This window comes from Bradyrhizobium betae (assembly GCF_008932115.1).
Classification (GTDB): Bacteria; Pseudomonadota; Alphaproteobacteria; order Rhizobiales; family Xanthobacteraceae; genus Bradyrhizobium; species Bradyrhizobium betae.
This window is the reverse complement of record NZ_CP044543.1, coordinates 4,280,899-4,302,688: the sequence shown is the minus strand read 5'-3', so window position 1 is coordinate 4,302,688 and position 21,790 is coordinate 4,280,899. Positions and strand designations below refer to the sequence as shown.

Here is a 21,790-nt window from a genome sequence, read left to right as displayed (position 1 = left end):
GCCTTTGCCCACCCCACGATTCCTCCACTTCCTTCTCCCCTTGTGGGAGAAGGTGGCGCGAAGCGCCGGATGAGGGGTATCTATCCGCTAGCTTAACTGCGAGAGACGTGTGGCGGAGAGAACCCCTCACCCCAACGCGCTCGTGTCTGCCGGCGTCGCCGCCCTCTCCCACAAGGGGAGAGGGCACAACAATGTGGACGCGCCGCCGCCTGACTTTCCCAATCGCACGACTTTCGTCATCGCATGGTTTTGCGTATTCGCACGATCATCTGCGGCGATCGACGGCGCGCGCGGCGAAAACGCGTCAAAAAATGACGATTATCATATCAATTAGCCCAAATTTCCCGCAGCGATCGCCGCACAAATTCGTGAACGTCATGGCCTGACGTCGCGGCCGCGCAAATATGCATTGCCAGGAAATTCGATGCTTCATCGTTTCGCATCGGTATGATTATGGTCGCGCGAATTCGCCGACCCGGTCGCCGTAAGCGATCGTCGAGCAAGGGGATGCATATGGCAACGACACTCACCGTCAACGGCGAACAGAAGACTTTCGACGCGCCACCCGACATGCCGCTGCTGTGGGTGCTGCGCGACATCCTCGGAATGACCGGCACCAAGTTCGGCTGCGGCATCGCGCAATGCGGCGCCTGCACGGTGCATGTCGATGGCAAGGCGGTGCGCTCCTGCGTGCTGCCGGTGAGTGCGGTCGCGAACCGCGCCATCACCACCATCGAGCATATCGGCACCACGCCCGCGGGCGCGAAGGTGCAGAAGGCCTGGTTAGAAGCCGAAGTGGTCCAGTGCGGTTACTGCCAGCCCGGCCAGATCATGTCGGCGGCCGCGCTGCTGGCGGCAACGCCCAACCCTGACGATTCCGACATCGACGCCGCAATGGCCGGCAACATCTGCCGCTGCGGCACCTATGTCCGCATCCGCGAGGCCATCAAGCACGCCGCCAACGGCAAGCAGTCGTGAGATCAGCCATGAATGCAATCGACAATGTCTCCCGCCGCACGCTGCTGACCGGTGGCCTCACCACCGGATTCCTGCTCGCCTTTCACCTGCCGCTGCGCGCCGCAATCAACGAGCCGGTGCAGCCGGAAGACAAGACCGACGGCAAGTTCGCGCCCAACGCGTTCATCCGGATCGACGGAGAAGGCGTGACCACGCTGGTGATGCCGCAAGTCGAGATGGGACAGGGAATCTACACCGCGGTCTCGATGATCCTGGCGGAAGAGCTCGACGCCGACTGGTCGAAAGTCCAGCTGCTGCACGCGCCTGCCAACGAGAAGCTGTACGGCAATCCGATCTTCATCATCCAGGCGACCGGCGGCTCCACATCGGTGCGGGCGTTCTGGAAGCCGCTGCGCGAGGCCGGCGCCAGCGCGCGCGCCATGCTGGTGCAGGCCGCGGCCGCGCAATGGAATGTCGATCCCGCCAGTTGCACGACATCCAAGGGTGTGGTGACGCACAAGAACAGCGGCCGGACGCTCGCCTATGGCGCGCTGGCGGCGGCCGCAAGCAGCCAGACGCCGCCCAAGACCCCCGCACTCAAGGACCCCAAGGATTTCGTTTACATCGGCCAGCCGTTCAAGCGGCTCGACACCCCCGACAAGGTCAACGGCAAGGCCGTCTACGGCATCGACGCCATCGTGCCGAACATGAAGTTCGCGACGCTGGCGCAGTGCCCGGTGTTCGGCGGCAAGGTCGGCAAGGTCGATGACCGCGCTGCGAAGACAATTCCGGGCGTGCGGCAGATCGTCGTGCTCGACGATCTCGTCGCGGTTGTCGGCGATCACATGTGGGCGGCGAAGAAGGGCCTGGATGCGCTCGACATCGCGTGGAACGAGGGACCGAACGCGAAGATCAATTCGAAAGCGATCTGGGACGATCTGCGCGCTGCCAGCGCAAAGGACGGCGTGGTCGCCAAGTCCACCGGCGACATCGCCAAGGGCCTCGCGGCCGGCGAAAAATATGAGGCGTCGTTCGAGCTGCCGTTTCTCGCCCACGCAACGATGGAACCGTTGAACGCCATGGTGCATTGCAAGCCCGATTCCTGCGAGATCTGGACCGGCACGCAGATCATGGCGCGCGTACAATCGGAGGCGGCGAAGGCGGCCGGACTTCCGGTCGAGAAGGTGACCGTCAACCAGCATCTGCTCGGTGGCGGCTTCGGCCGCAAGCTCGAGCCCGACATGGTGGTCACGGCGGTTCGCATCGCCAAGCAGGTGGACGGGCCGGTCAAGGTGGTGTGGACCCGCGAGGAGGACATCCAGCACGATGTCTATCGACCGGTCTATCGCGACACGATCGCGGCGACCTTGTCGGGCGGCAAGATCGCCAGCTGGAAATACAAGATCGCGGGCGCCGCGATCATCGCGCGCTGGCTGCCGCCGGCGTTCCAGAAGGGCATCGATATCGACGCGATCGACAGCGCCACCGACGTGCCCTACGACATCCCGAATGTCCACGTCGAATATGTCAGGGCCGAACCGCCGGCGATACCAACGGGGTTCTGGCGCGGGGTCGGTCCGAACAACAACGTGTTTGCGGTCGAATGCTTCATCGACGAACTGGCGCGCAAGGCGGGCAAGGACCCGGTCGAGTTTCGCCGGGGCATGCTGGCCAATCAGCCGCGCTTCCTCACCGTTCTCAATATCGCGGCTGAGAAAGCCAATTGGGGTCACCCCCTGCCGGCACGCGTCGGACGCGGGGTGTGCCTGCAGCCGTCGTTCGGGAGCTTCATCGCCACCGTCGTGGAAGCGGAGGTCGACGAGCAGGGCGAGATCAATCTCCGCCGTGCGACCTCGGTGGTGGATACCGGCATCGCCGTCAACCCTGACACGATCGTGGCCCAGGTCGAGGGCGGGCTGATCTTCGGCCTGACCGCCGCGCTCTATGGCGAGATCACCATCGAGAAAGGGCGCGTCCAGCAATCCAACTTCAATGACTACCGGATGCTGCGGATCAACCAGACGCCGAAGATCGAGGTTCACCTCGTCAGGAGCGGCGAGGCACCCGGCGGAATCGGCGAGACCGGCACGACCGCCGGACCGCCGGCGCTGCGCAACGCGATCTACGCTGCAACCGGCGTGGCGCTGCGGCGCCTGCCGATCGATCGGAAACTGCTGGCTGCGGGGAAAAAGGCATGAGCGGCAAGATGCGTATCCTCGGAAGCCTGATCGTGATCGCCATCGTCGCCGTGGCGCTTGGCGTCTGGATCATCCGCGGGCCCGGCCCGCTCGACTTTTCCGGCGGCACGAAGGTGGCGCTGGCCGATTACCGCGCGGGCAAGCCCACCGGCGTGCCCGCCAAGCTGGAGAAAGCTGACATCGTCGAGCGCGGCGAGTATCTCGCCAAGGCGGCGGACTGCATGGTCTGCCACACCAAGCCCGGCGAGAAGGACTATTCCGGCGGGCTCGCCTTCAAGCTGCCGTTCGGCACGCTCTATTCGACCAACATCACGCCGGACAAGGACACCGGCATCGGCAATTACAGCGACCAGGATTTCCTGAACGCGGTCCAGCACGGCAAGCGCCGTGACGGCGCGCGGCTGTATCCGGCGATGCCGTACACGTCCTACACCTTCATGACCGACGACGACGCGCTGGCGGTGAAGGCCTATCTGTTCAGCCTGCCGGCCGTGCGCGCCAGGGCGCCAGAGAATACGCTGTCGTTCCCGTTCAACCAGCGCTGGGCGATGATCGTCTGGTCGGCCGTGTTCAATCCCGACACGCGCTTTGCGCCGGATACTTCGAAGAGCCCGGAATGGAATCGCGGGGCGTATCTGGCGGAAGCGCTGGCGCATTGCGGCGAGTGCCACACCCCGCGCAATCTCGGCTTCGCGCTGGACAACCGCAAGAAGTTCGCGGGTGCCATCACGGCCGGCTGGCGCGCCTTCAACATCTCCTCCGACAAGGCAACCGGCCTCGGCAACTGGCGCGACGAGGATCTGATCTCGTATCTGTCGCTCGGCCACGCACCCGGACACGGCTCGGCCTCGGGTCCAATGGGTGAAGCCGTCGACCACAGCTTCAGCCAGTTCGCCCCCGAGGACATCAGCAGCATCGTTGCGTATTTGCGCAGCGTGCCGCCGCAGCCCTCGCCCGACCTGCCCGCCACCACGGCGCCGGTCGCGCCGGCCTCTCACAAGGAGGGTGTGACGGCCGATGCCCGCGGCAAGCAGGTGTTCGCCAGCGCCTGCGCCAGCTGCCACGGCTGGAGCGGCGAGAGCCCGGTGTCGCCGATGGCAACGCTGACCGGCACCTGGGCCGTCAACGACCCCGCCGCCACCAACGTCGCGCAGATCGTGCTGTCAGGCACCAAGCGGCATACGCCGGACGGTGCGTTGTCGATGCCGGCGTTCGGCAAGGCGTATACCGACGACGAGATCGCGGCGGTAGCGAACTACGTCACGGCGCGGTTTGGGGCGAAGGGATCGAAGCTGACGGCGAAGGATGTGGCGGAGTTGCGGGGGCAGACGGCGGAGTGATGGCGAGATTGATGCACGAGGGCTTGCTACAATCTACCGGGCGGTGTTTCAGGCTAAGCAACCCTGATTATCAAGCTCCTCGCTCATCTCGATCATGAGGGTGAATACGTCACCAGTAGCGAGATCTCCGACGCGGCTGACGATGTCTCTTCCGTTGTCCGCTGCCGAATACGACAGCCCCCGCCAACTGGCGGGCGCCTCTTTTTGTCTAACGTCTATCTTTCCACCATGTGCGATGGCGTTTCGAACGATGCGCCCAAACCGCCATACTTCAGGCCAGTTGTCCGGATGCTTGTGCTTTTGATAGAGCCAATCGTTGTAGCTCTCAAAGAACTGAACGAAGATTGGCGCGAGAATCGAGATATAGATGCTTGCCAACCCATCTTTCGTTTCTCGCGCTGGAACTTCAGGGCCGGGCTTTAGCTGCGCAGTATCTGTAAGGGCAATGAACTCTATATCTATCGATAGCGGCACCTGATCCGCTAATGCCATTTCAAGCGCCCCAGAGATTGGATATCGCAGCGCTGCGGGAACACGACGACAATAGAGATCACCACCCTTTCCCGGAGGGAACTTGGCTTCGCCAAACCAAAGGTAGTGGGCAGAGATTGCTACGGCGGACAACGTAACGCATATGGTGTTGATGCGAGAGTGAAGTCGGTGAGTGTTTTCGAACCTGTGCTTTCCGGGTATTGCGACCATGCCGAAGAAACCTGATCAAGATCATCCTAAGAAAAAGCCCAAGAGCGTTTCGAGACTGCTGTACTTGGCGCGCTAGCTCAGCCAGAATTTCGGCGTCGTCGGCTCCAACCTGCCGCCCACGCGCACGGGCGCAACCCGCAGCGCGAGTCCCGTCGCGTCGTCCGTCTCCACCGCGACGCCGCTGAGCGTCGCCGGGCCCGCCGCCGGCTCGAAACGGCCCGACGGAATCCCCGACGTAAACCTGCGCAGCGGCTCTTCCTTCTGCATGCCGATGATGGAGTCGTAATCGCCTGTCATGCCGGCATCGGTCATGTAGGCGGTGCCGCCTGACAGGATCTGGTGGTCGGCGGTCGGCACATGGGTGTGGGTGCCGACGACGAGGCTGGCGCGGCCGTCGCAGAAGAAGCCGATGCCCTGCTTCTCGCTGCTCGCCTCGCAATGGAAGTCGACGACGATGGCATCGGCGGCAACGCCGAGCGGACAGGCCCCCAGCTCGCGCTCCAGCGCGGCGAAGGGATCGTCGAACGGGGTCATGAAGACGCGGCCCAAAGCGTTGACGACGAGCGCATGCTTGCCGTTCTTGGTTTCGACCAGGGCCGCGCCGCGGCCGGGCGTGCCGCGCGGATAGTTGGCGGGACGCACCAGGCGCTCGGCGCGCTCGATGAACACCAGCGCCTCGCGCTGGTCCCAGGAATGATTGCCGAGCGTCACCGCGTCGGCGCCGGCTTCGATGAATTCGTTGTAGATCGTCTCGGTGATGCCGAAGCCGCCGGCGGAATTCTCGCCGTTGACGACGACCAGATCGAGCGACCAGTCCTTGACCAGGCCGGGCAGATATTCGGCGATGGCATCGCGCCCGGCGCGGCCGACGACATCACCCACGAAGAGAATGCGCAACTTCAGAACTCCGGAAATCGAATACGTCCGATTCCGTTAGCACATAATCCAGCGCCACGTCGTGGGCCAGTGCCGGAACGGCCTCGATCTCTTGCGCTGCAAAAGCAAGCCCGATGCCGACGATCTGCTTGGTCTTGCGCAAATGGGCGAAGGTGAAATCGTAATGCCCGGCGCCATAGCCGATGCGATGGCCGAGACGATCGAACGCCGCGAGCGGCGTCAGCATGATGTCGGGGATGACTTCGCTTGCTGCCGGCGACGGCTCGGGAATGCCGAGCGGGCCCATCATCAGCCGGTCGTTCGGATGGAAGATGCGGAACACCAGCGACTGGCCGCGCGCGGTGACGCAAGGCAGCGCCAGCGTCGCGCCCTCTTCCGCGAGCCGCTTCAGCAGCGGCATCGGATCGATCTCGTTGCGGATCGGCGAATAGCCGGAGACGACGCTGCCCGGCAGCAGCTTGAACGGCAGCCCGCGCTTGGCGAGCTTTGCGGCGGCAGTGGTGCGCTTCTTCTCGCTCAGCGCGTCGCGCGCCGCCAGGGCTTTGGCGCGGAGTTCGGCTTTGGAGTTCGGCATGCGCGTTGGTCCCGAGGCAGAAGCTGTCTGCCGTCATCACCCGCCTTGTGCGCCCTTGCGCACCGGGGCGGGTGATCCAGTATTCCAGAGACGCCCGTGCTTGAACCTCGACGCCGCGGCGTACTGGATGCCCCGCCTGCGCGGGGCATGACACCGAGAGTAAAATGGACCGCCGGTTGTCGTGGACGCAATTAGACGAGAACGTATTTCCAGAAAGCCCGAGTGCGAAGCCGCGTACGCCGTTGAAGCACTCGATCCCGGAGTTCCCTACGAAAGTAGGTGGGCACCATATGTCCGGGCCCACGGGCCCGGCCAGGGACAGTTCCCTAAAGGATCGATAAGGCCCCGGGGATATATGGCTCCTGACGCGCGTCGCAGCCTCGCCTTCGCAATGTAACAACGATGCTGACGAATCGCCAGCCCGGCGAGCGGGGGCCGCCTTCGCGCGGCATTCACGGGTCTTACCCTCCCCTGGAGGGGGAGGATGGACGCTACCCGATCGCGATGCCGCCTCCGACGGTCCGGTTCAGGACCTGGGTCGACTTCTCGATCCGCTCGGCAGCGGCGTTCAGCGCGTTCACCACGGCTGTCTGGGTCAACCGGGCGCGCTCGACGGCGGCGTTGCGGAAATCCCTGAGCTCGGTCAGCTCCTGCTCCATGGTGCGGATGCGGTTGCCGGAATCGACCAGTTCGTCGCAGACAGTCAGCGCGGCCATCACGGTGAGGCGCGCGTCGCCGATCTCGCCGAATTTTCCGCGCAGCGACTGAATCCGCGTCTCCAGGCTCTCGGCGAGCTTGAGCAGCCGCACCTCCTGGCCCTCCTCGCAGGCCATGCGGTATTGCCGGCCGTTGATGGTGACGTTGATGTGGCTCATCCATCCTCTCCGGTATCGAGCACCGAACGTATCGTGACGATTGCCGAATCCAGCCGGTCGGAGATCTCGCGGTTGGTGCGCTCGAGCTTGCGCGCCTTCACCAGCGCGCCGTCGAGCTCGTCGGCCAGCCGCGAGCGATCCGCGCCCAGCGCCTGGATCCGCGCCGCAAGCTCGTTCTCGTCGCGATCGGCATCACGTCGCCGCTCCACCGCGCTTTCGAGCGCGTCGAGCGCCGCCGTGAGCCTGCGGGTCGCGATCTCGATCTCGACGGCGGAGGACTCCGTCATGGCAGAGCTGTTGGACACGCGATCGTTCATGCAGTCAGCGGCGGAACCTGTGGCCTATCCGGAGGCGTTTACCTTGGAGCTTGCCGTCCGGCAAAAGACTCGGTTCGGCAAGCGGTTAGAAGCAGAAATTTACGTGGCAAGCTAGCGGAGCGCAACGCCGCCGCGAAACTATGCACTGCTAAGCAACTTTTACGGCCAAACCGACGTTTGATTGCCTTGGACTCCCGGAACCGAGGTGCTATTTCAGCCCGACCTCTCGTGGCCGCCAGGCTCCTCCCATGCGGCCCGCACCGCCGCCAAGCGCCTCATTTCAGACGGATTTCAGACATGACGCAAGTCGATCACAACCGCATGGCCAACGCGATCCGTGGCCTTTCGATGGACGCCGTCGAGAAGGCGAAGTCGGGCCATCCCGGCCTGCCGATGGGCGCTGCCGACATTGCCACGGTGCTGTTCACGCAATTCCTGAAATTCGACGCCGCTGCGACGGACTGGCCCGACCGCGACCGCTTCGTGCTGTCCGCCGGCCACGGCTCGATGCTGCTCTATTCGCTGCTCTACTTGACCGGCAACGCCGCGATGACGCTGGACCAGATCAAGCAGTTCCGCCAGCTCGGCGCGCTGACGCCGGGCCATCCCGAGAACTTCCACACCAAGGGCATCGAGACCACCACCGGTCCGCTCGGCCAGGGCATCTCGACCGCGGTCGGCATGGCGCTCGCCGAGAAGATGCTCGCCGCCGAGTTCAGCAAGAAGATCGTCGACCACCATACCTACGTGCTCGCCTCCGACGGCGACCTGATGGAAGGCGTGTCGCAGGAAGCGATCGCGATGGCCGGGCACTGGAAGCTCAACAAGCTGATCGTGCTCTACGACGACAACGGCATCTCGATCGACGGTCCGACCTCGATCGCCGATTCCGTCGACCAGGTGAAGCGCTTCAAATCCGCCGGCTGGGCCGCCGAAAAGATCGACGGCCACGACCAGGCCGCGATCGCCGCCGCCATCACCCGCGCCAAGAAATCCAACAAGCCGACGCTGATCGCCTGCCGCACCACCATCGGCTTCGGCGCGCCGCACAAGGCCGGCACCTCGAAGGCGCATGGCGAGGCGCTCGGCGCCGACGAGCTCAAGGCCGCCAAGGAAAATCTCGGCATTTCGCTCGAGCCGTTCTCGGTGCCGGATGACGTGCTGAAGGCCTGGCGCGCGGCCGGCAGCCGTGGTGCTGCGGCCCGCCTGGAATGGGAGGCACGGCTCGGCGAGCTCGGCAGCCGCAAGCGCGCCGAGTTCGAACGCCGCCTGCGCCATGAGCGTCCGGCCTCGCTGGCGAAGGCGGTCCGCGCCTACAAGAAGGAATTGCTGGAAAAGCCGATGAATGCGGCAACCCGCAAATCCTCCGAAGCCGTGATCGAAGTCATCGCCGGCGCGATGCCGATGGAATTCCTCGCCGGCTCGGCCGACCTCACCGGCTCCAACAACAACAAGGCGAAGTCGGCGACCGCCTTCTCCGCCAAGACGCCGAAGGGCCGCTTCATCCATTACGGCATCCGCGAGCACGGCATGGCCGCGGCCATGAACGGCATCTTCCTGCACGGCGGCTTTGCGCCGAACGGCGCGACCTTCCTGGTGTTCACCGACTATGCGCGTCCCGCGATGCGCCTTGCCGCGCTGATGGGCGCCGGCGTCGTCTACGTGATGACGCACGATTCCATCGGTCTTGGCGAGGACGGCCCGACCCACCAGCCGGTCGAGCATCTCGCGGCGCTTCGCGCCATCCCGAACATGCGCGTGTTCCGCCCCTGCGATTCCATCGAGGTCGCCGAGTGCTGGGAGCTCGCGCTCAACCGTATCGACGGTCCGACCGTGCTGGCGCTGACGCGGCAGAACCTGCCGCAGTTGCGCACCAATGCGCCGAACGACGTTGCCTGCGCGGCCGGCGCCTACGAGCTGGTGGCAGCCCAAGGCGAAGCCAAGGCGACGCTGTTCGCCTCCGGCTCCGAAGTCGAGATCGCGGTCGCCGCCCAGAAGCAGCTCGCCGAGCGCGGCATCCCGTCGCGGGTGGTCTCGGTGCCCTCGCTCGAGCTGTTGTTAGCGCAACCAGAGGCCAAGCGCGCGGCCATCATCGGCAACGCGCCGGTGAAGGTCGCGATCGAGGCGGCCGTGCGCTGGGGCTGGGACGCCGTGATCGGCCAGGATGGCGAATTTATCGGCATGCATTCCTTCGGCGCCAGCGCGCCGGCGAAGGACCTCTACAAGCACTTCGGGATTACCGCCGAGGCTGCAGTTAACGCTGTGCTGAAACGCGTTTCCTGAGAGTTGAGCTTGCCAAAAAAAAGGACTACGTAATCTCTCATATGATCAAGCACCGCCCGGCCGAACCGGGCGTCCGCCCCTAAAAAACCTTCGCAGGCGCGTATGGCGCGTTGTGCGGGAAGACTAGGCGTTATTGAACCCGTCATTGAACGGTCATAAGGAGACGAAACATGGCAGTCCGCGTCGGAATCAACGGTTTTGGCCGCATCGGCCGTAACATCCTGCGGGCTATCGCCGAGTCCGGCCGCAAGGACATCGAGGTCGTCGGTATCAACGACCTCGGCCCGGTCGAGACCAACGCCCATCTGCTCCGCTTCGACAGCGTCCATGGCCGTTTCCCCGGCACCGTGACCGTCGATGGCGACACCATCAGCCTCGGCGGTAGCAAGATCAAGGTGACCGCCGAGCGCGATCCCTCGAAGCTGCCCTGGAAGGATCTCGGCGTCGACATCGCGATGGAGTGCACCGGCATCTTCACCTCGAAGGACAAGGCCTCCGCGCATCTGACGGCCGGCGCCAAGCGCGTGCTGGTCTCCGCGCCCGCCGACGGCGCCGACGCCACCATCGTCTACGGCGTCAACCACGAGACGCTGACCAGGGATCACCTGGTCATCTCAAACGGCTCCTGCACCACCAACTGCCTGGCGCCGGTCGCCAAGGTGCTGAACGACCTCGTCGGCATCGAGACCGGCTTCATGACCACGATCCACGCCTATACCGGCGACCAGCCGACGCTCGACACCATGCACAAGGATCTCTATCGCGGCCGTGCGGCGGCGATGTCGATGATCCCGACCTCGACCGGTGCGGCCAAAGCGATCGGCCTCGTGCTGCCCGAGCTGAAGGGCAAGCTCGACGGCGTCGCGATCCGCGTGCCGACCCCGAACGTCTCGGTGATCGATCTCAAGATCATCGCCAAGCGCGCCACCGATGCCAAGGAAATCAACGCCGCGATGAAGCGCGCCTCCGAGCAGCAGCTCAAGGGCATCCTCGGCTACACCAGTGCGCCGAACGTCTCGATCGACTTCAACCACGACCCGCACTCCTCGACCTTCCACGAGGACCAGACCAAGGTGCAGAACGGCACGCTGGTGCGCGTGATGTCCTGGTACGACAACGAGTGGGGCTTCTCGAACCGCATGGCCGACACCGCCGTTGCGATCTCGAAGGTGATCTGAGCTCGCTCTCGTGTCCCGGACGCGGTGCAGCGTAAAACGCTGCGTCGCAGAGCCGGGACCCACTTAACCGCGGGACTCGCTGCAACATGGGTCTCGGTTCTGCACAGCGGCACTGCGCGCCGCAGTGCGCCCGGGACAAGGGCCATCCAATGACCAACAAATTCCACACCCTCGACGACGTCGACGTGAAGGGCAAGCGCGTGCTGCTGCGCGTCGATCTCAACGTGCCCATGGAGAACGGACGCGTCAGCGACGCGACCCGGCTCGAGCGCGTCGCGCCGACCATCACCGAAATCTCGGACAAGGGCGGCAAGGTCATCCTGCTCGCGCATTTCGGCCGGCCGAAGGGACGCGATGCCAAGGAGTCGCTCAAGCCCGTCGCCGAGGCGCTGGCGAAGGTCGTGAAGAAGCCGGTCGGCTTCGCCGATGACTGCATCGGCGAGCCCGCGGCCAAGGCCGTGGCGGCGCTGAAGGACGGCGACATCCTCTGCCTGGAAAACACCCGCTTCCACAAAGAGGAAGAGAAGAACGATCCCGCCTTCGTCGCGGAGCTGGCAAAACTCGGCGACATCTGGGTCAACGACGCCTTCTCGGCGGCGCACCGCGCCCACGCCTCGACCGAAGGCCTCGGCCACAAGCTGCCGGCCTATGCCGGTCGCACCATGCAGGCCGAGCTCGTCGCGCTGGAGAAGGCGCTGGGCTCGCCGACCAAACCGGTCATCGCCATCATCGGCGGCGCCAAGGTCTCGACCAAGATCGACCTTTTGGAGAACCTCGTCACCAAGGTCGACGCGCTCGTGATCGGCGGCGGCATGGCCAACACCTTCCTGCACGCCCAGGGCGTCGGCATCGGCAAATCGCTGGCCGAGAAGGATCTGGCGCCCACCGCGCTGCGCATCATGGAAAAGGCCGAAGCCGCCAATTGCGCGATCATCCTGCCGGTCGATGCCACCGTCGCCTACCACTTCGCCGCCAACGCGCCGTCGCACGCCTACGGCCTCGATTCGATCCCGGCCGACGGCATGATCCTCGACGTCGGCCCGCAGTCGATCGCGCGGGTCCATGCCGCCATCGACGATGCGGCCACGCTGGTCTGGAACGGACCGCTCGGCGCCTTCGAGATGCAGCCGTTCGACCGCGGCACGATGGCGGCGGCCAAGCATGCCGCCGAGCGCACCAAGGCCAACAAGCTGATCTCGATCGCAGGCGGCGGCGACACCGTCGCGGCCCTCAACCAGGCCCATGTGGCCGGTCAGTTCACCTATGTCTCGACGGCCGGTGGCGCATTTCTTGAATGGATGGAAGGCAAGCCCCTGCCCGGCGTCGAAGTGCTGCGCATCAAGTAATCAGTCTGCAAGAAACTAGCGGCCGCCAGAGGCCCAAACGGAGAGAAAGACACATGGCTCGGATCACGTTGCGTCAATTGCTCGACCATGCGGCTGAGAACGATTACGGCGTACCGGCCTTCAACATCAACAACATGGAACAGGCGCTGGCGATCATGGACGCGGCCAACAGCGTCGACGCGCCCGTCATCATCCAGGCCTCGCGCGGCGCGCGCTCCTACGCCAACGACATCATGCTCAAGCACATGATGGACGCGGTCACCGAGATCTATCCGCATATCCCGGTCTGCGTGCATCTCGACCACGGCAACGAGGCCGCGACCTGCATGACCGCGATCCAGGCCGGCTTCACCTCGGTGATGATGGACGGCTCGCTCAAGGCCGACGGCAAGAGCCCGGCCGACTGGACCTACAATGTCGGCGTCACCAAGACCGTGACCGACATGGCCCATCTCGGCGGCATCTCGGTCGAAGGTGAGCTCGGGGTGCTCGGCTCGCTGGAAACCGGCATGGGCGACAAGGAAGACGGCCATGGCGCCGAAGGCAAGCTCAGCCACGACCAGCTCCTGACCAATCCGGACGAGGCCGTGAAGTTCGTTCAGGAGACCAAGGTCGACGCGCTCGCGATCGCCATGGGCACCTCGCATGGCGCCTACAAGTTTACCCGCAAGCCCGACGGCGACATCCTCGCCATGAAGGTGATCGAGGAAATCCACCGCAAGCTGCCGAACACGCATCTGGTCATGCACGGCTCCTCGTCGGTACCGCAGGACCTGCAGGACATCATCAACGAGTTCGGCGGCAAGATAAAGCCGACCTGGGGCGTCCCGGTGTCCGAGATCCAGCGAGGCATCAAGCACGGCGTGCGCAAGATCAACATCGACACCGACAACCGCATGGCCATGACCGGCCAGATCCGCAAGGTGTTCAAGGAGCACCCGGAAGAGTTCGACCCGCGCAAGTACCTGAAGCCCGCGATGGAAGCCATGACCAAGCTGTGCAAGCAGCGGCTGCAGGAGTTCAATACCGCCGGCCAGGCCTCGAAGATCAAGAAGGTGCTGACGACAGCCGAAATGGCCAAGCGCTACGCCAAGGGCGAGCTGGATCCCCGCGTCGCGTAAGCGATCGCGCGGTGGCGTAAGGCTGGCTGCGCCCTATCCTCCCCCTCGCCCCGCTTGCGGGGAGAGGGTTGGGGTGAGGGGGAGTCTCCACGGCGACGCTGGCAATTGGACCCGCGGAGAGTCCCCCTCACCCGGAATACGCGCTTTCAGCGCGCATTCCGGCCTCTCCCCGCAAGCGGGGAGAGGCGAACAACCCCGACCTCCCGCCCCTTTACCCTGCGACGAACGTTAACTCGGCAATTGCCCGAGAACCGTCTATTTTCACAGGCAAGGGCAGAATCGTTTTGGGAGGACCTCTCGATGAATCTGACTGAGCTCAACAAGGTTGCGACCGCCATGGTCACGCCGGGCAAGGGCATCCTTGCCGCCGACGAATCCTCCGGCACCATCAAGAAGCGTTTCGACGCGATCGGCGTCGAATCGACGGAAAGCAATCGCCGCGACTATCGCGAGATGCTGTTCCGCTCGAAGGAGGCCATGAGCCAGTATATTTCCGGCGTGATCCTCTATGACGAGACGATCTGGCAGGACGCCGCGGACGGCACGCCGCTGGTGAAGTTGATCGAACAGAGCGGCGCCATCCCCGGCATCAAGGTGGATGAGGGCACGCAAGCCCTGCCGATGTGCCCGGGTGAACTGGTCACCGTCGGGCTGGACAAGCTCGCCGAGCGGCTGAAGAAATATTACGAGCGCGGTGCGCGTTTCGCCAAATGGCGCGCGGTGATCGACATCGGCGGCGGGATTCCCTCGATGACCGCGATCAGCGTCAACGCCCACGCGCTGGCGCGCTACGCCGCGCTGTGCCAGGCCGCGCAGATCGTGCCGATCGTCGAGCCCGAGGTGCTGATGGATGGCGATCACGACATCGACCGCTGCTATGAAGTAACCCAGCGCGTGCTCAACAAGACCTTCCAGGAGCTGCGCGTGCAGCGCGTCGCGCTCGAAGGCATGGTGCTGAAACCGAACATGGCGATCTCAGGCAAGAGGTGCGCGAAGCAGGCCTCCGTCGAGGAAGTCGCGGAAAAGACGATCCGGCTGCTGAAGGCCTGCGTGCCCGCGGCGGTGCCGGGCATCGCCTTCCTCTCCGGCGGCCAGTCGGACGAAGAGGCAACCGCGCATCTCAACGCCATGCACAAGCTCGGCCCGCTGCCCTGTCCGTTACCCTGGGGCCTGACCTTCTCCTACGGCCGCGCGCTGCAGGCCGCGCCGCAGAAAGCCTGGTCTGGCAAGGCCGAGAACGTCGCGGCCGGGCAAAGCGCATTCAGTCATCGCGCCCGCATGAACGGCCTCGCCTCCAGGGGCGAGTGGCAAAGCAGCCTGGAAAAGAAAGCAGCCTAGATCTTGTCGAACAAATCGCCTCCGCCGCGCCCCGCGCCGCGCCTCTATCTCGCGACGCCTGTCGTCGATGATCCCGCGACGCTTCTGGCCGAGTTGCCGGGCCTGCTCGCGTCCACCGATGTCGCGGCCGTGCTGCTGCGGCTGAAGGAGACCGACCAGCGCACCATGATCTCGCGCATCAAGGCGCTGGCGCCGGTCGTGCAGAAAGCGGGTGCGGCCCTGCTCGTCGAGGGCCATCCCGAGTTGGTCGCACGCGGCGGCGCCGACGGCGCCCACCTGCCCGGCATCGCCGCGCTGAAAGAGGCGCTGCCATCGCTCAAGCCCGATCGCATCGCCGGCGTCGGCGGGCTGACGACGCGGCACCATTCCATGGATGCGGGCGAGATCGGCGCGGATTACGTGCTGTTCGGCGAACCCGACGGCAAAGGCCAGCGCCCGTCGTCGCAGGCGATCGCCGAGCGGCTGGACTGGTGGGCCGAGCTGTTCGAGCCGCCCTGCGTCGGCTTTGCCACCTCGCTCGAGGAGGCCCACGACTTCGCGGCCAGCGGCGCTGATTTCGTGCTGGTCGGCGAATTCATCTGGGCTGATCCGCGCGGGCCCAAGGCTGCGCTGGTCGAGGCCGACGCTGCGATCAAGAAGGCCTACGCGACTGCGCTTGCCGACCAAAATCCTGTGAGCGGCGAGCACGGCTAGCGCCCGACATGAAGCTCCCGCGCATCACCCTCCTGGCCACGCTGCTGCTGACGGCGCCCGCGGCCGCGCAGCTCCAGATCGCGCCGCCGGTGACCACGCCGAGCGCGCCCGCCGAAAAACTGAAGCCCAAGCCGCCCGCCGCCGCCAAGAAGAAGGAGGCAGCGCCGGCGCCGAAGCCGTCCGCCTCCCCCAAGCCGGCGCTGCCCGCGACCGTGATCCCCGCGCCTGCAACCGACACGCCCGGCGTCGACCTCGTGTACGGCGCCTATCAGCGCGGCCAGTACAAGACGGCGTTCGAGCTCGCCACCGAGCGCGCCAAGGCCGGCGATCCCAAGGCGATGACCATGCTGGGCGAGCTCTATTCCAATGCCATGGGCATCCGCCGCGACTACGCCAAGGCGCTCGAATGGTACAAGCGCGCCTCCGACGCCGGCGACCGCGAGGCCATGTTCGCGCAAGCCATGCTGCGCATGTCCGGCCGCGGCGGCCCGGTCGACAAGGGCGAGGCGGTCAAGCTGATGGCCTCCTCCGCCAAGCTCGGCGAGCCCAAGGCGGCCTATAATCTGGCGCTGCTCTATCTCGACGGCCAGACCCTGCCGCAGGACGTCAAGCGCTCCGCCGAGCTGTTGCGCCAGGCGGCCGATGCCGGCCTGCCCGAGGCGCAATACGCGCTGGCGACCTTCTACAAGGAGGGCACGGGGGTCCCGAAAGACGCGGAACGGGCGGTGCGGCTGCTGCAGGCGGCGTCACTGGCCGACAATGTCGATGCCGAGGTCGAATACGCCATCGCCATGTTCAACGGCACCGGCACGCCGAAGAACCAGCCCGCGGCCGTGGCGCTGCTCCGCAAGGCATCCCGCCAGGGCAGCGCGATCGCGCAGAACCGGCTGGCCTGGGTGCTGATCAACGGCATGGGTGCGACCGCGGACAAGATCGAGGGGTTCAAATGGCACTTGGTGGCCAAGACCGCCGGCAAGGGTGATCCGGACCTCGACAAGCAGTTTTCCGACCTGCCGGCCGAGGACCGGGCCAAGGCCGAGGCCGCCGCCCGGAAATGGCTCGGGACCAAATGACTTGACCCAATGACTTGACGTCAGGCGCCCCGCAGGGCACCCCATCCCCCAAAGACGCGCGATTTCGCGCCATTTCCCCCGATCAAGACCAGAGCACATGCTGTATTCCGCCACTATCAACGTCATGGTCAAGGCCGCGCGGCGCGCCGGCCGCAGCCTCAAGCGCGATCTCGGCGAGATCGAGCATCTCCAGGTCTCGCTGAAGGGGCCGGCCAATTTCGTCTCGCTCGCCGACAAGCGCGCCGAGGAGATCCTGTACCAGGACCTCGCCAAGGCCCGGCCCGGCTACGGCTTCATCGGCGAGGAAGGCGGCACCCGCGAGGGCAGCGACAAGAGCCACACCTGGATCGTCGACCCGCTCGACGGCACCACCAACTTCCTGCACGGCATCCCGCAATTCGCGATCTCGATCGGCCTCGTGCGCGAGGGCACCATCATTGCGGGCGTGATCTACAACCCCGCCAATGACGAGCTTTATATCGCCGAGCGCGGCAAGGGCGCCTTCCTCAACGACCAGCGCCTGCGCGTGGCCGGCCGCCGCCAGCTCAACGAATGCGTGGTGGCCTGCGGCCTGCCCCATATCGGCCGCGGCGACCACGAGGAATTCCGCCGCGAGATGACCGCGATCCAGGACCGCGTCGCCGGCCTGCGCCGCTTCGGCGCCGCCTCCCTCGACCTCGCCTTCGTCGCCGCCGGCCGCCTCGACGGCTATTGGGAACGGAATTTGCAGTCGTGGGACATTGCAGCCGGGATGATCATGGTGCGCGAAGCGGGTGGAACGGTGAGCGATATTGCGACGCCGGGAGATGCGCTGGTGACCGGGAATGTCGTGTGCGGGAATGAGTTCGTGCACGGGGAGCTGGTGAAGATTTTGCGGAAGCCGGCGTAGGGCGAAGCGCGACGCCCAGGACTCATTGTCCAGGACTCATCGCCCGGGGCATGGCCGCTCGGAGCAGCTGTTCCGATGTCGCGCGGCGAGGCTGTTTGTGATCACATAGCGGCTGCCCGGTTTTCTGCCACGAACATTCGCCCGAAGTGCGCAGCAAACGTCTACGAGAACGATATGTCCGACACTCAAATCAGCTTGATGAAAGTCGACGCAACCGATATCGGCGATTTCAAAAAGGAATTGCAGGACGCGTTTTCCATAGCAGTCACGGAGGAATTCGACGATCTGCCGGACGGGCCCATTCCTTCAGACGACGACCTGGACAGATCGATCAACGCCAAGGGGGCGGTGACGCTGCGCATAATGTGCGATGGCAGAAAGGTCGGCGGCGCAGTGGTGACCATCAACGAACAAACTCACCGTAATTCGCTGGGTCTTTTCTTTCTTAGGGTTGGCGAGGAGGGGCGCGGTTTGGGTCACAAAGCCTGGCTTGCTTTGGAACAGCGATACCCGAATACGGTGGCATGGCGGACTTACACCCCATACTTCGAGAAGAGAAACATCCACTTCTACGTCAACAAGTGTGGTTTTAAGATCATCGAATTCTTCAACAGCCGCCATACCGACCCGAACCACCCCGTTGTTCCGAACGATCCGGCGGGGGACGAAGGATTCTTGTTCGAAAAGATCATGTAGGTAAAAGGCCTCCACGCTGAAAACAGCGTCGCTTCCCCAGCTCCGCTGTCATCATCCGCGAAGGCGGATGATCCAGTATTCCAGAGACATCAGTTGGGTACGGAGAGGCCGCGGGGTACTGGATGCCCCGCTTTCGCGGGGCATGACAGCTTGCCTTACGGCTTCACCGGCGCGGGCGGCACGTGAACTCCACCCTCCGTTTCCGCCTTCGGCTCCCGGTCCCCCGCCAGCACGCGTTGCACGGAGACGAAGAACACCGGCACCATCAGCAGCGCCAGGATGACCACCGCGATCATGCCGCCCATCACGATCGAGCCGAGCGCCTGCTGGCTGGCGCCGCCGGCGCCGTGGGCGATGGCCATCGGCAGCACGCCGCAGATGAAGGCAAGGCCCGTCATCAGGATCGGGCGGAAACGCAAGCGGCAGGCTTCGATGGTGGCGTCCACGAGCGGCTTGCCTTCCCTGCGCAGGTCCCTCGCAAACTCGATGATCAGGATCGCGTCCTTGGCGGCGAGACCGATGATGGTGATGAGGCCGACGGTGAAATAGACGTCGTTGGGCAGGCCGCGCAGCATCGCTGCGGCGACCGCGCCGACGATGCCAAGCGGCACGGTGAGCAGCACCGCGAGGGGAATGGTCCAGCTCTCGTAGAGCGCGGCGAGGCACAGGAACACCACGAACACCGAGAGGGCGAGCAGGAACGGCGCCTGCGAGCCCGACAGCTTTTCCTGCAGCGACTGGCCGGTCCAGTCATAGCCGAAGCCGCGCGGCAGCTTGCCGGCGAGCCGCTCCATCTCAGCGATGGCGTCGCCCGAGGTGAAGCCGGGCCGGGCTTCGCCGGAGATGCGCACCGCCGGATAATAGTTGAAACCGGCGATCTGCGTCGGGCCGCGCGCCCATTCGACGGTCGCGAAGGACGAAAACGGCACCAGCTGGCCGCGGCTGTTCTTGACGTTGTAGTTGAGGATGTCCTCGGTCCGCATACGATCGCGGGCGTCGGCCTGCACCACGACGCGCTGCATGCGGCCGCGGTTCGGGAAGTCGTTGATGTAGTTCGAACCGAGATTGGTCGAGATCGTGTTGTTGATGTCCTCGAAGGTGACGCCGAAGGCGCCGGCCTTCTCGCGGTCGATCACCAGATTGACGACGCCTGCCTCGGGCAGGCCTTCGACATAGACCTTCTGCAGCACCGGGCTGGCATTGGCCTCCGCGATCAGCTGGTCGGCGGCGCGCATCAACGCCGGATAACCCTTCTGGCCGCGGTCCTGGAGACGGAACGAGAAGCCCGAGGAGTTGCCGAGATTGTCGATCGGCGGCGGCTGCAGGGCGGAGATCTTGGCGTCGCGGACCGACGACCCGAGATCGCGGTTGATGTCGGCGACGATCGCAGCGGCGGAGTCCTTCGGCCCGCGCTCCGACCAGTCCTTCAAGGTGATGAAGGCCTGCGCGGTGTTCATGCCCTGGCCGGAGAAGCTGAAGCCGGTGAGGAAGGTGACGTTGTCCACGCCCGGCCGCTGCGCCAGATATTTTTCCACCTTCTCGATCACGGCCTCGGTGCGGGCATAGGACGAGTCCGACGGCGTCTGCACGTCGGTGGTGACGAAGCCCTGGTCGTCGACGGGCAGGAAGCCGCCGGGCAGATTGACGAAGGCCCATGACAGGCCGACGAGCAGCGCGACATAGACCAGCATCAGGCGGCCGGTGCGCTTCAGCGAGAAGCCGACGGTGCGCGCGTAGCGGAACCGGCAGGCCTCGAGCCAATGATTGAAGCGGCTGAACACGGTATTGGTCGAGTGGCCGTGCCCCTTGGCAATTGGCTTGAGCAGCGTGGCGCACAACGCCGGCGTCAGCGACAGCGCGAGGAAGGCGGAGAAGCCGATCGCGGCAACCATGGTCACGGAGAACTGGCGGTAGATGATGCCGACCGAGCCCGGGAAGAACGCCATCGGCACGAACACCGCCATCAGCACCAGCGTGATGCCGATGATGGCGCTGGTGATCTGCGACATCGCCTTGCGCGTCGCCTCCTTCGGCGGCAGGCCTTCCTCGGCCATGATGCGCTCGACGTTCTCGACCACGACGATGGCGTCGTCGACGAGGATGCCGACGGCCAGCACCATGCCGAACATCGAGAGCATGTTGATGGAATAGCCGGCGAGCAGCAGCGTGGTGCAGGCGCCCAGCAGTGCGACCGGCACCACGATGGTCGGAATGATGGTGTAGCGGATGTTCTGCAGGAACAGGAACATCACCACGAACACCAGCACCACGGCCTCGAGCAGCGTCGTCAGCACCTTCTTGATCGAGGCTTCGACCACCGGCGTGATGTTGTAGGGGATCTCGTAGGCGATGTTGGCCGGGAAGAAGCGCGACAGCTCCTTCATCTTCTCCTCGACCGCGCTCGCGGTCGCCAGCGCGTTGCCGGTCGGCGACATCAGCACGGAGAGACCGGCGGTCGGCTTGCCGTCGAGGCGGGTGTTGAACTGGTAGCTGAGGCCGCCGACCTCGATGCGCGCGACGTCGCGCAGGCGCACGGTCGAGCCGTCGGCATTGGCGCGCAGGATGATGGCGCCGAATTCATCCGGGGACGAGAGCTGGCCCTTGACCAGCACCAGCGCCGAGGTGCGCTGGGTGGAGGTCGACGGCTCGGCGCCGATGCTGCCGGAGGCGACCTGCGCGTTCTGCGCCGCGATCGCCTTGTTGACGTCGTCGGCGGTCAGCCCATAGCCGACCAGCTTGGCCGGATCGACCCAGACGCGCAAGCTGCGCTCGGTCGAATAGAGCGTGGCGCGGCCGACGCCGGGGATGCGTCGGATCTCGCCGAGCACGTTGCGGATCATGAAGTCGCCGAGGCCGACCTCGTCGAGGCTGCCGTCGGTCGAGTTCAGCGTGATGATCTGGAGTACGGCGCTGGAGGCTTCCTCGACCAGGATGCCCTGCTGGATCACCGCGCGCGGCAGACGTGCCTCGACGCGCTTGATGCGATTCTGCACCTCGACCGAGGCGTCGTTGGTGTTGGTGCCGGGCTGGAAGTTGGCGATGATCTCGACCTGGCCGAGCGAGTCGCTGGTGGATTCGAAATTGAGGATGCCGGAGGCGCCATTGAGCTCCTCCTCGATCAGGCGGGTGACGCTGTTGTAGAGGTTTTCCGGTGACGCGCCGGGGTAACTCGTCGAGATCGAGATCGAGGGCGGCGCGATGATCGGATATTGCGCGACCGGCAGCAGCGGGATCGAGATCGCGCCGATCAGACAGATGAACAGCGCGACGACCCAGGCGAAGATCGGCCTGTCGATGAAGAAGCTGGCCATGG

General features: G+C 65.0%; 19 protein-coding genes and 1 other RNA gene. 13 read left to right on the top strand and 7 right to left on the bottom strand.

All coding sequences use genetic code 11. The features are described 5' to 3' along the window. Positions 1 to 513 precede the first annotated feature (513 nt). Genes F8237_RS20440 through F8237_RS20430 form a run of 3 tightly spaced genes read left to right on the top strand, consistent with a single transcriptional unit; the run spans position 514 to position 4,495 of the window. On the top strand, positions 514 to 978 hold the full coding sequence (locus F8237_RS20440; protein WP_201280137.1) for a (2Fe-2S)-binding protein: 465 nt from the start codon (positions 514 to 516) through the stop codon (positions 976 to 978). 8 nt (positions 979 to 986) lie between these two features. Next, complete coding sequence (locus tag F8237_RS20435) at positions 987 to 3,155, top strand: xanthine dehydrogenase family protein molybdopterin-binding subunit (RefSeq protein WP_162006145.1); 2,169 nt, start codon at positions 987 to 989, stop codon at positions 3,153 to 3,155. Further along, a complete protein-coding gene (locus F8237_RS20430) occupies positions 3,152 to 4,495 on the top strand; it encodes a c-type cytochrome (RefSeq protein ID WP_151647357.1) in 1,344 nt (447 codons plus the stop codon). Before F8237_RS20435 ends, F8237_RS20430 begins: the two co-directional genes overlap by 4 nt. 48 nt (positions 4,496 to 4,543) lie before the next feature. Here the strand turns inward: F8237_RS20430 and F8237_RS20425 are convergent, their stop codons facing one another. The 6 genes from F8237_RS20425 to F8237_RS20400 all read right to left on the bottom strand — a co-directional run bounded on the left by F8237_RS20425 (position 4,544) and on the right by F8237_RS20400 (position 7,860). After that, the gene (locus F8237_RS20425; protein ID WP_151647355.1) at positions 4,544 to 4,987 is read right to left on the bottom strand and encodes a hypothetical protein; all 444 of its coding nucleotides are present in this window, start codon (positions 4,985 to 4,987) and stop codon (positions 4,544 to 4,546) included. Between the two features lie 282 nt (positions 4,988 to 5,269). Next, positions 5,270 to 6,094 carry a TIGR00282 family metallophosphoesterase gene (locus tag F8237_RS20420; protein WP_162006144.1) on the bottom strand — a complete coding sequence of 275 codons (825 nt, stop codon included), beginning with the start codon at positions 6,092 to 6,094 and terminating at the stop codon, positions 5,270 to 5,272. After that, on the bottom strand, positions 6,072 to 6,668 hold the full coding sequence (locus F8237_RS20415) for a 5-formyltetrahydrofolate cyclo-ligase (protein ID WP_151647353.1): 597 nt from the start codon (positions 6,666 to 6,668) through the stop codon (positions 6,072 to 6,074). The genes F8237_RS20420 and F8237_RS20415 overlap by 23 nt, the downstream gene beginning before the upstream one ends. Before the next feature lie 223 nt (positions 6,669 to 6,891). After that, a non-coding RNA gene (ssrS, locus tag F8237_RS20410) (6S RNA) lies at positions 6,892 to 7,052 on the bottom strand. A gap of 107 nt (positions 7,053 to 7,159) precedes the next feature. Then, on the bottom strand, positions 7,160 to 7,543 hold the full coding sequence (locus F8237_RS20405) for a cell division protein ZapA (protein ID WP_014439723.1): 384 nt from the start codon (positions 7,541 to 7,543) through the stop codon (positions 7,160 to 7,162). Next, the gene (locus F8237_RS20400) at positions 7,540 to 7,860 is read right to left on the bottom strand and encodes a DUF4164 domain-containing protein (RefSeq protein WP_014439722.1); all 321 of its coding nucleotides are present in this window, start codon (positions 7,858 to 7,860) and stop codon (positions 7,540 to 7,542) included. Before F8237_RS20400 ends, F8237_RS20405 begins: the two co-directional genes overlap by 4 nt. On the opposite strand from F8237_RS20400, the gene F8237_RS35945 reads away from it, so the two are divergent. The 10 genes from F8237_RS35945 to F8237_RS20350 all read left to right on the top strand — a co-directional run bounded on the left by F8237_RS35945 (position 7,829) and on the right by F8237_RS20350 (position 18,477). Beyond that, positions 7,829 to 7,975 (top strand): hypothetical protein, encoded by a 147-nt coding sequence (locus tag F8237_RS35945; protein WP_154696366.1) that lies wholly within the window; start codon positions 7,829 to 7,831, stop codon positions 7,973 to 7,975. The two genes, F8237_RS20400 and F8237_RS35945, sit on opposite strands and share 32 nt — an antisense overlap. Positions 7,976 to 8,157: 182 nt before the next feature. Then, complete coding sequence (gene tkt / locus F8237_RS20395; protein ID WP_151647351.1) at positions 8,158 to 10,143, top strand: transketolase; 1,986 nt, start codon at positions 8,158 to 8,160, stop codon at positions 10,141 to 10,143. A gap of 170 nt (positions 10,144 to 10,313) precedes the next feature. Beyond that, positions 10,314 to 11,321 (top strand): type I glyceraldehyde-3-phosphate dehydrogenase, encoded by a 1,008-nt coding sequence (gene gap / locus F8237_RS20390; RefSeq protein WP_151647349.1) that lies wholly within the window; start codon positions 10,314 to 10,316, stop codon positions 11,319 to 11,321. A gap of 149 nt (positions 11,322 to 11,470) precedes the next feature. Then, positions 11,471 to 12,667 (top strand): phosphoglycerate kinase, encoded by a 1,197-nt coding sequence (locus F8237_RS20385; RefSeq protein ID WP_151647347.1) that lies wholly within the window; start codon positions 11,471 to 11,473, stop codon positions 12,665 to 12,667. Between the two features lie 53 nt (positions 12,668 to 12,720). Beyond that, a complete protein-coding gene (gene fba / locus F8237_RS20380) occupies positions 12,721 to 13,788 on the top strand; it encodes a class II fructose-bisphosphate aldolase (RefSeq protein WP_151647345.1) in 1,068 nt (355 codons plus the stop codon). A gap of 300 nt (positions 13,789 to 14,088) precedes the next feature. After that, entirely contained in the window at positions 14,089 to 15,126 is a 1,038-nt protein-coding gene (locus F8237_RS20370; protein WP_151647343.1) for a class I fructose-bisphosphate aldolase, read from the top strand. A 3-nt stretch (positions 15,127 to 15,129) separates the two neighbouring features. Then, a complete protein-coding gene (locus F8237_RS20365; protein WP_151647341.1) occupies positions 15,130 to 15,819 on the top strand; it encodes a thiamine phosphate synthase in 690 nt (229 codons plus the stop codon). An 8-nt stretch (positions 15,820 to 15,827) separates the two neighbouring features. Next, positions 15,828 to 16,892, top strand: coding sequence for a tetratricopeptide repeat protein (locus tag F8237_RS20360; RefSeq protein ID WP_151647340.1), 1,065 nt, complete (start codon positions 15,828 to 15,830; stop codon positions 16,890 to 16,892). A 97-nt stretch (positions 16,893 to 16,989) separates the two neighbouring features. Further along, on the top strand, positions 16,990 to 17,781 hold the full coding sequence (locus F8237_RS20355; protein ID WP_151647338.1) for an inositol monophosphatase family protein: 792 nt from the start codon (positions 16,990 to 16,992) through the stop codon (positions 17,779 to 17,781). Between the two features lie 174 nt (positions 17,782 to 17,955). Beyond that, positions 17,956 to 18,477 carry a GNAT family N-acetyltransferase gene (locus F8237_RS20350; protein WP_151647336.1) on the top strand — a complete coding sequence of 174 codons (522 nt, stop codon included), beginning with the start codon at positions 17,956 to 17,958 and terminating at the stop codon, positions 18,475 to 18,477. A 155-nt stretch (positions 18,478 to 18,632) separates the two neighbouring features. Here F8237_RS20350 and F8237_RS20345 read toward each other — a convergent pair whose 3' ends face one another. Next, entirely contained in the window at positions 18,633 to 21,788 is a 3,156-nt protein-coding gene (locus F8237_RS20345) for a multidrug efflux RND transporter permease subunit (protein ID WP_151647334.1), read from the bottom strand. Positions 21,789 to 21,790: the final 2 nt, after the last annotated feature.

Bases quoted from the DNA above. Each gene is read 5' to 3' on its own strand.
- F8237_RS20440 (WP_201280137.1), top strand. From the start codon at position 514: ATGGCAACGACACTCACCGTCAACGGCGAACAGAAGACTTTCGACGCG.
- F8237_RS20435 (WP_162006145.1), top strand. From the start codon at position 987: ATGAATGCAATCGACAATGTCTCCCGCCGCACGCTGCTGACCGGTGGC.
- F8237_RS20430 (WP_151647357.1), top strand. From the start codon at position 3,152: ATGAGCGGCAAGATGCGTATCCTCGGAAGCCTGATCGTGATCGCCATC.
- F8237_RS20425 (WP_151647355.1), bottom strand. From the start codon at position 4,987: ATGGCATTAGCGGATCAGGTGCCGCTATCGATAGATATAGAGTTCATT.
- F8237_RS20415 (WP_151647353.1), bottom strand. From the start codon at position 6,668: ATGCCGAACTCCAAAGCCGAACTCCGCGCCAAAGCCCTGGCGGCGCGC.
- F8237_RS20405 (WP_014439723.1), bottom strand. From the start codon at position 7,543: ATGAGCCACATCAACGTCACCATCAACGGCCGGCAATACCGCATGGCC.
- F8237_RS35945 (WP_154696366.1), top strand. From the start codon at position 7,829: ATGGCAGAGCTGTTGGACACGCGATCGTTCATGCAGTCAGCGGCGGAA.
- F8237_RS20400 (WP_014439722.1), bottom strand. From the start codon at position 7,860: ATGAACGATCGCGTGTCCAACAGCTCTGCCATGACGGAGTCCTCCGCC.
- tkt (WP_151647351.1), top strand. From the start codon at position 8,158: ATGACGCAAGTCGATCACAACCGCATGGCCAACGCGATCCGTGGCCTT.
- gap (WP_151647349.1), top strand. From the start codon at position 10,314: ATGGCAGTCCGCGTCGGAATCAACGGTTTTGGCCGCATCGGCCGTAAC.
- F8237_RS20385 (WP_151647347.1), top strand. From the start codon at position 11,471: ATGACCAACAAATTCCACACCCTCGACGACGTCGACGTGAAGGGCAAG.
- fba (WP_151647345.1), top strand. From the start codon at position 12,721: ATGGCTCGGATCACGTTGCGTCAATTGCTCGACCATGCGGCTGAGAAC.
- F8237_RS20370 (WP_151647343.1), top strand. From the start codon at position 14,089: ATGAATCTGACTGAGCTCAACAAGGTTGCGACCGCCATGGTCACGCCG.
- F8237_RS20360 (WP_151647340.1), top strand. From the start codon at position 15,828: ATGAAGCTCCCGCGCATCACCCTCCTGGCCACGCTGCTGCTGACGGCG.
- F8237_RS20355 (WP_151647338.1), top strand. From the start codon at position 16,990: ATGCTGTATTCCGCCACTATCAACGTCATGGTCAAGGCCGCGCGGCGC.
- F8237_RS20350 (WP_151647336.1), top strand. From the start codon at position 17,956: ATGTCCGACACTCAAATCAGCTTGATGAAAGTCGACGCAACCGATATC.
- F8237_RS20345 (WP_151647334.1), bottom strand. From the start codon at position 21,788: ATGGCCAGCTTCTTCATCGACAGGCCGATCTTCGCCTGGGTCGTCGCG.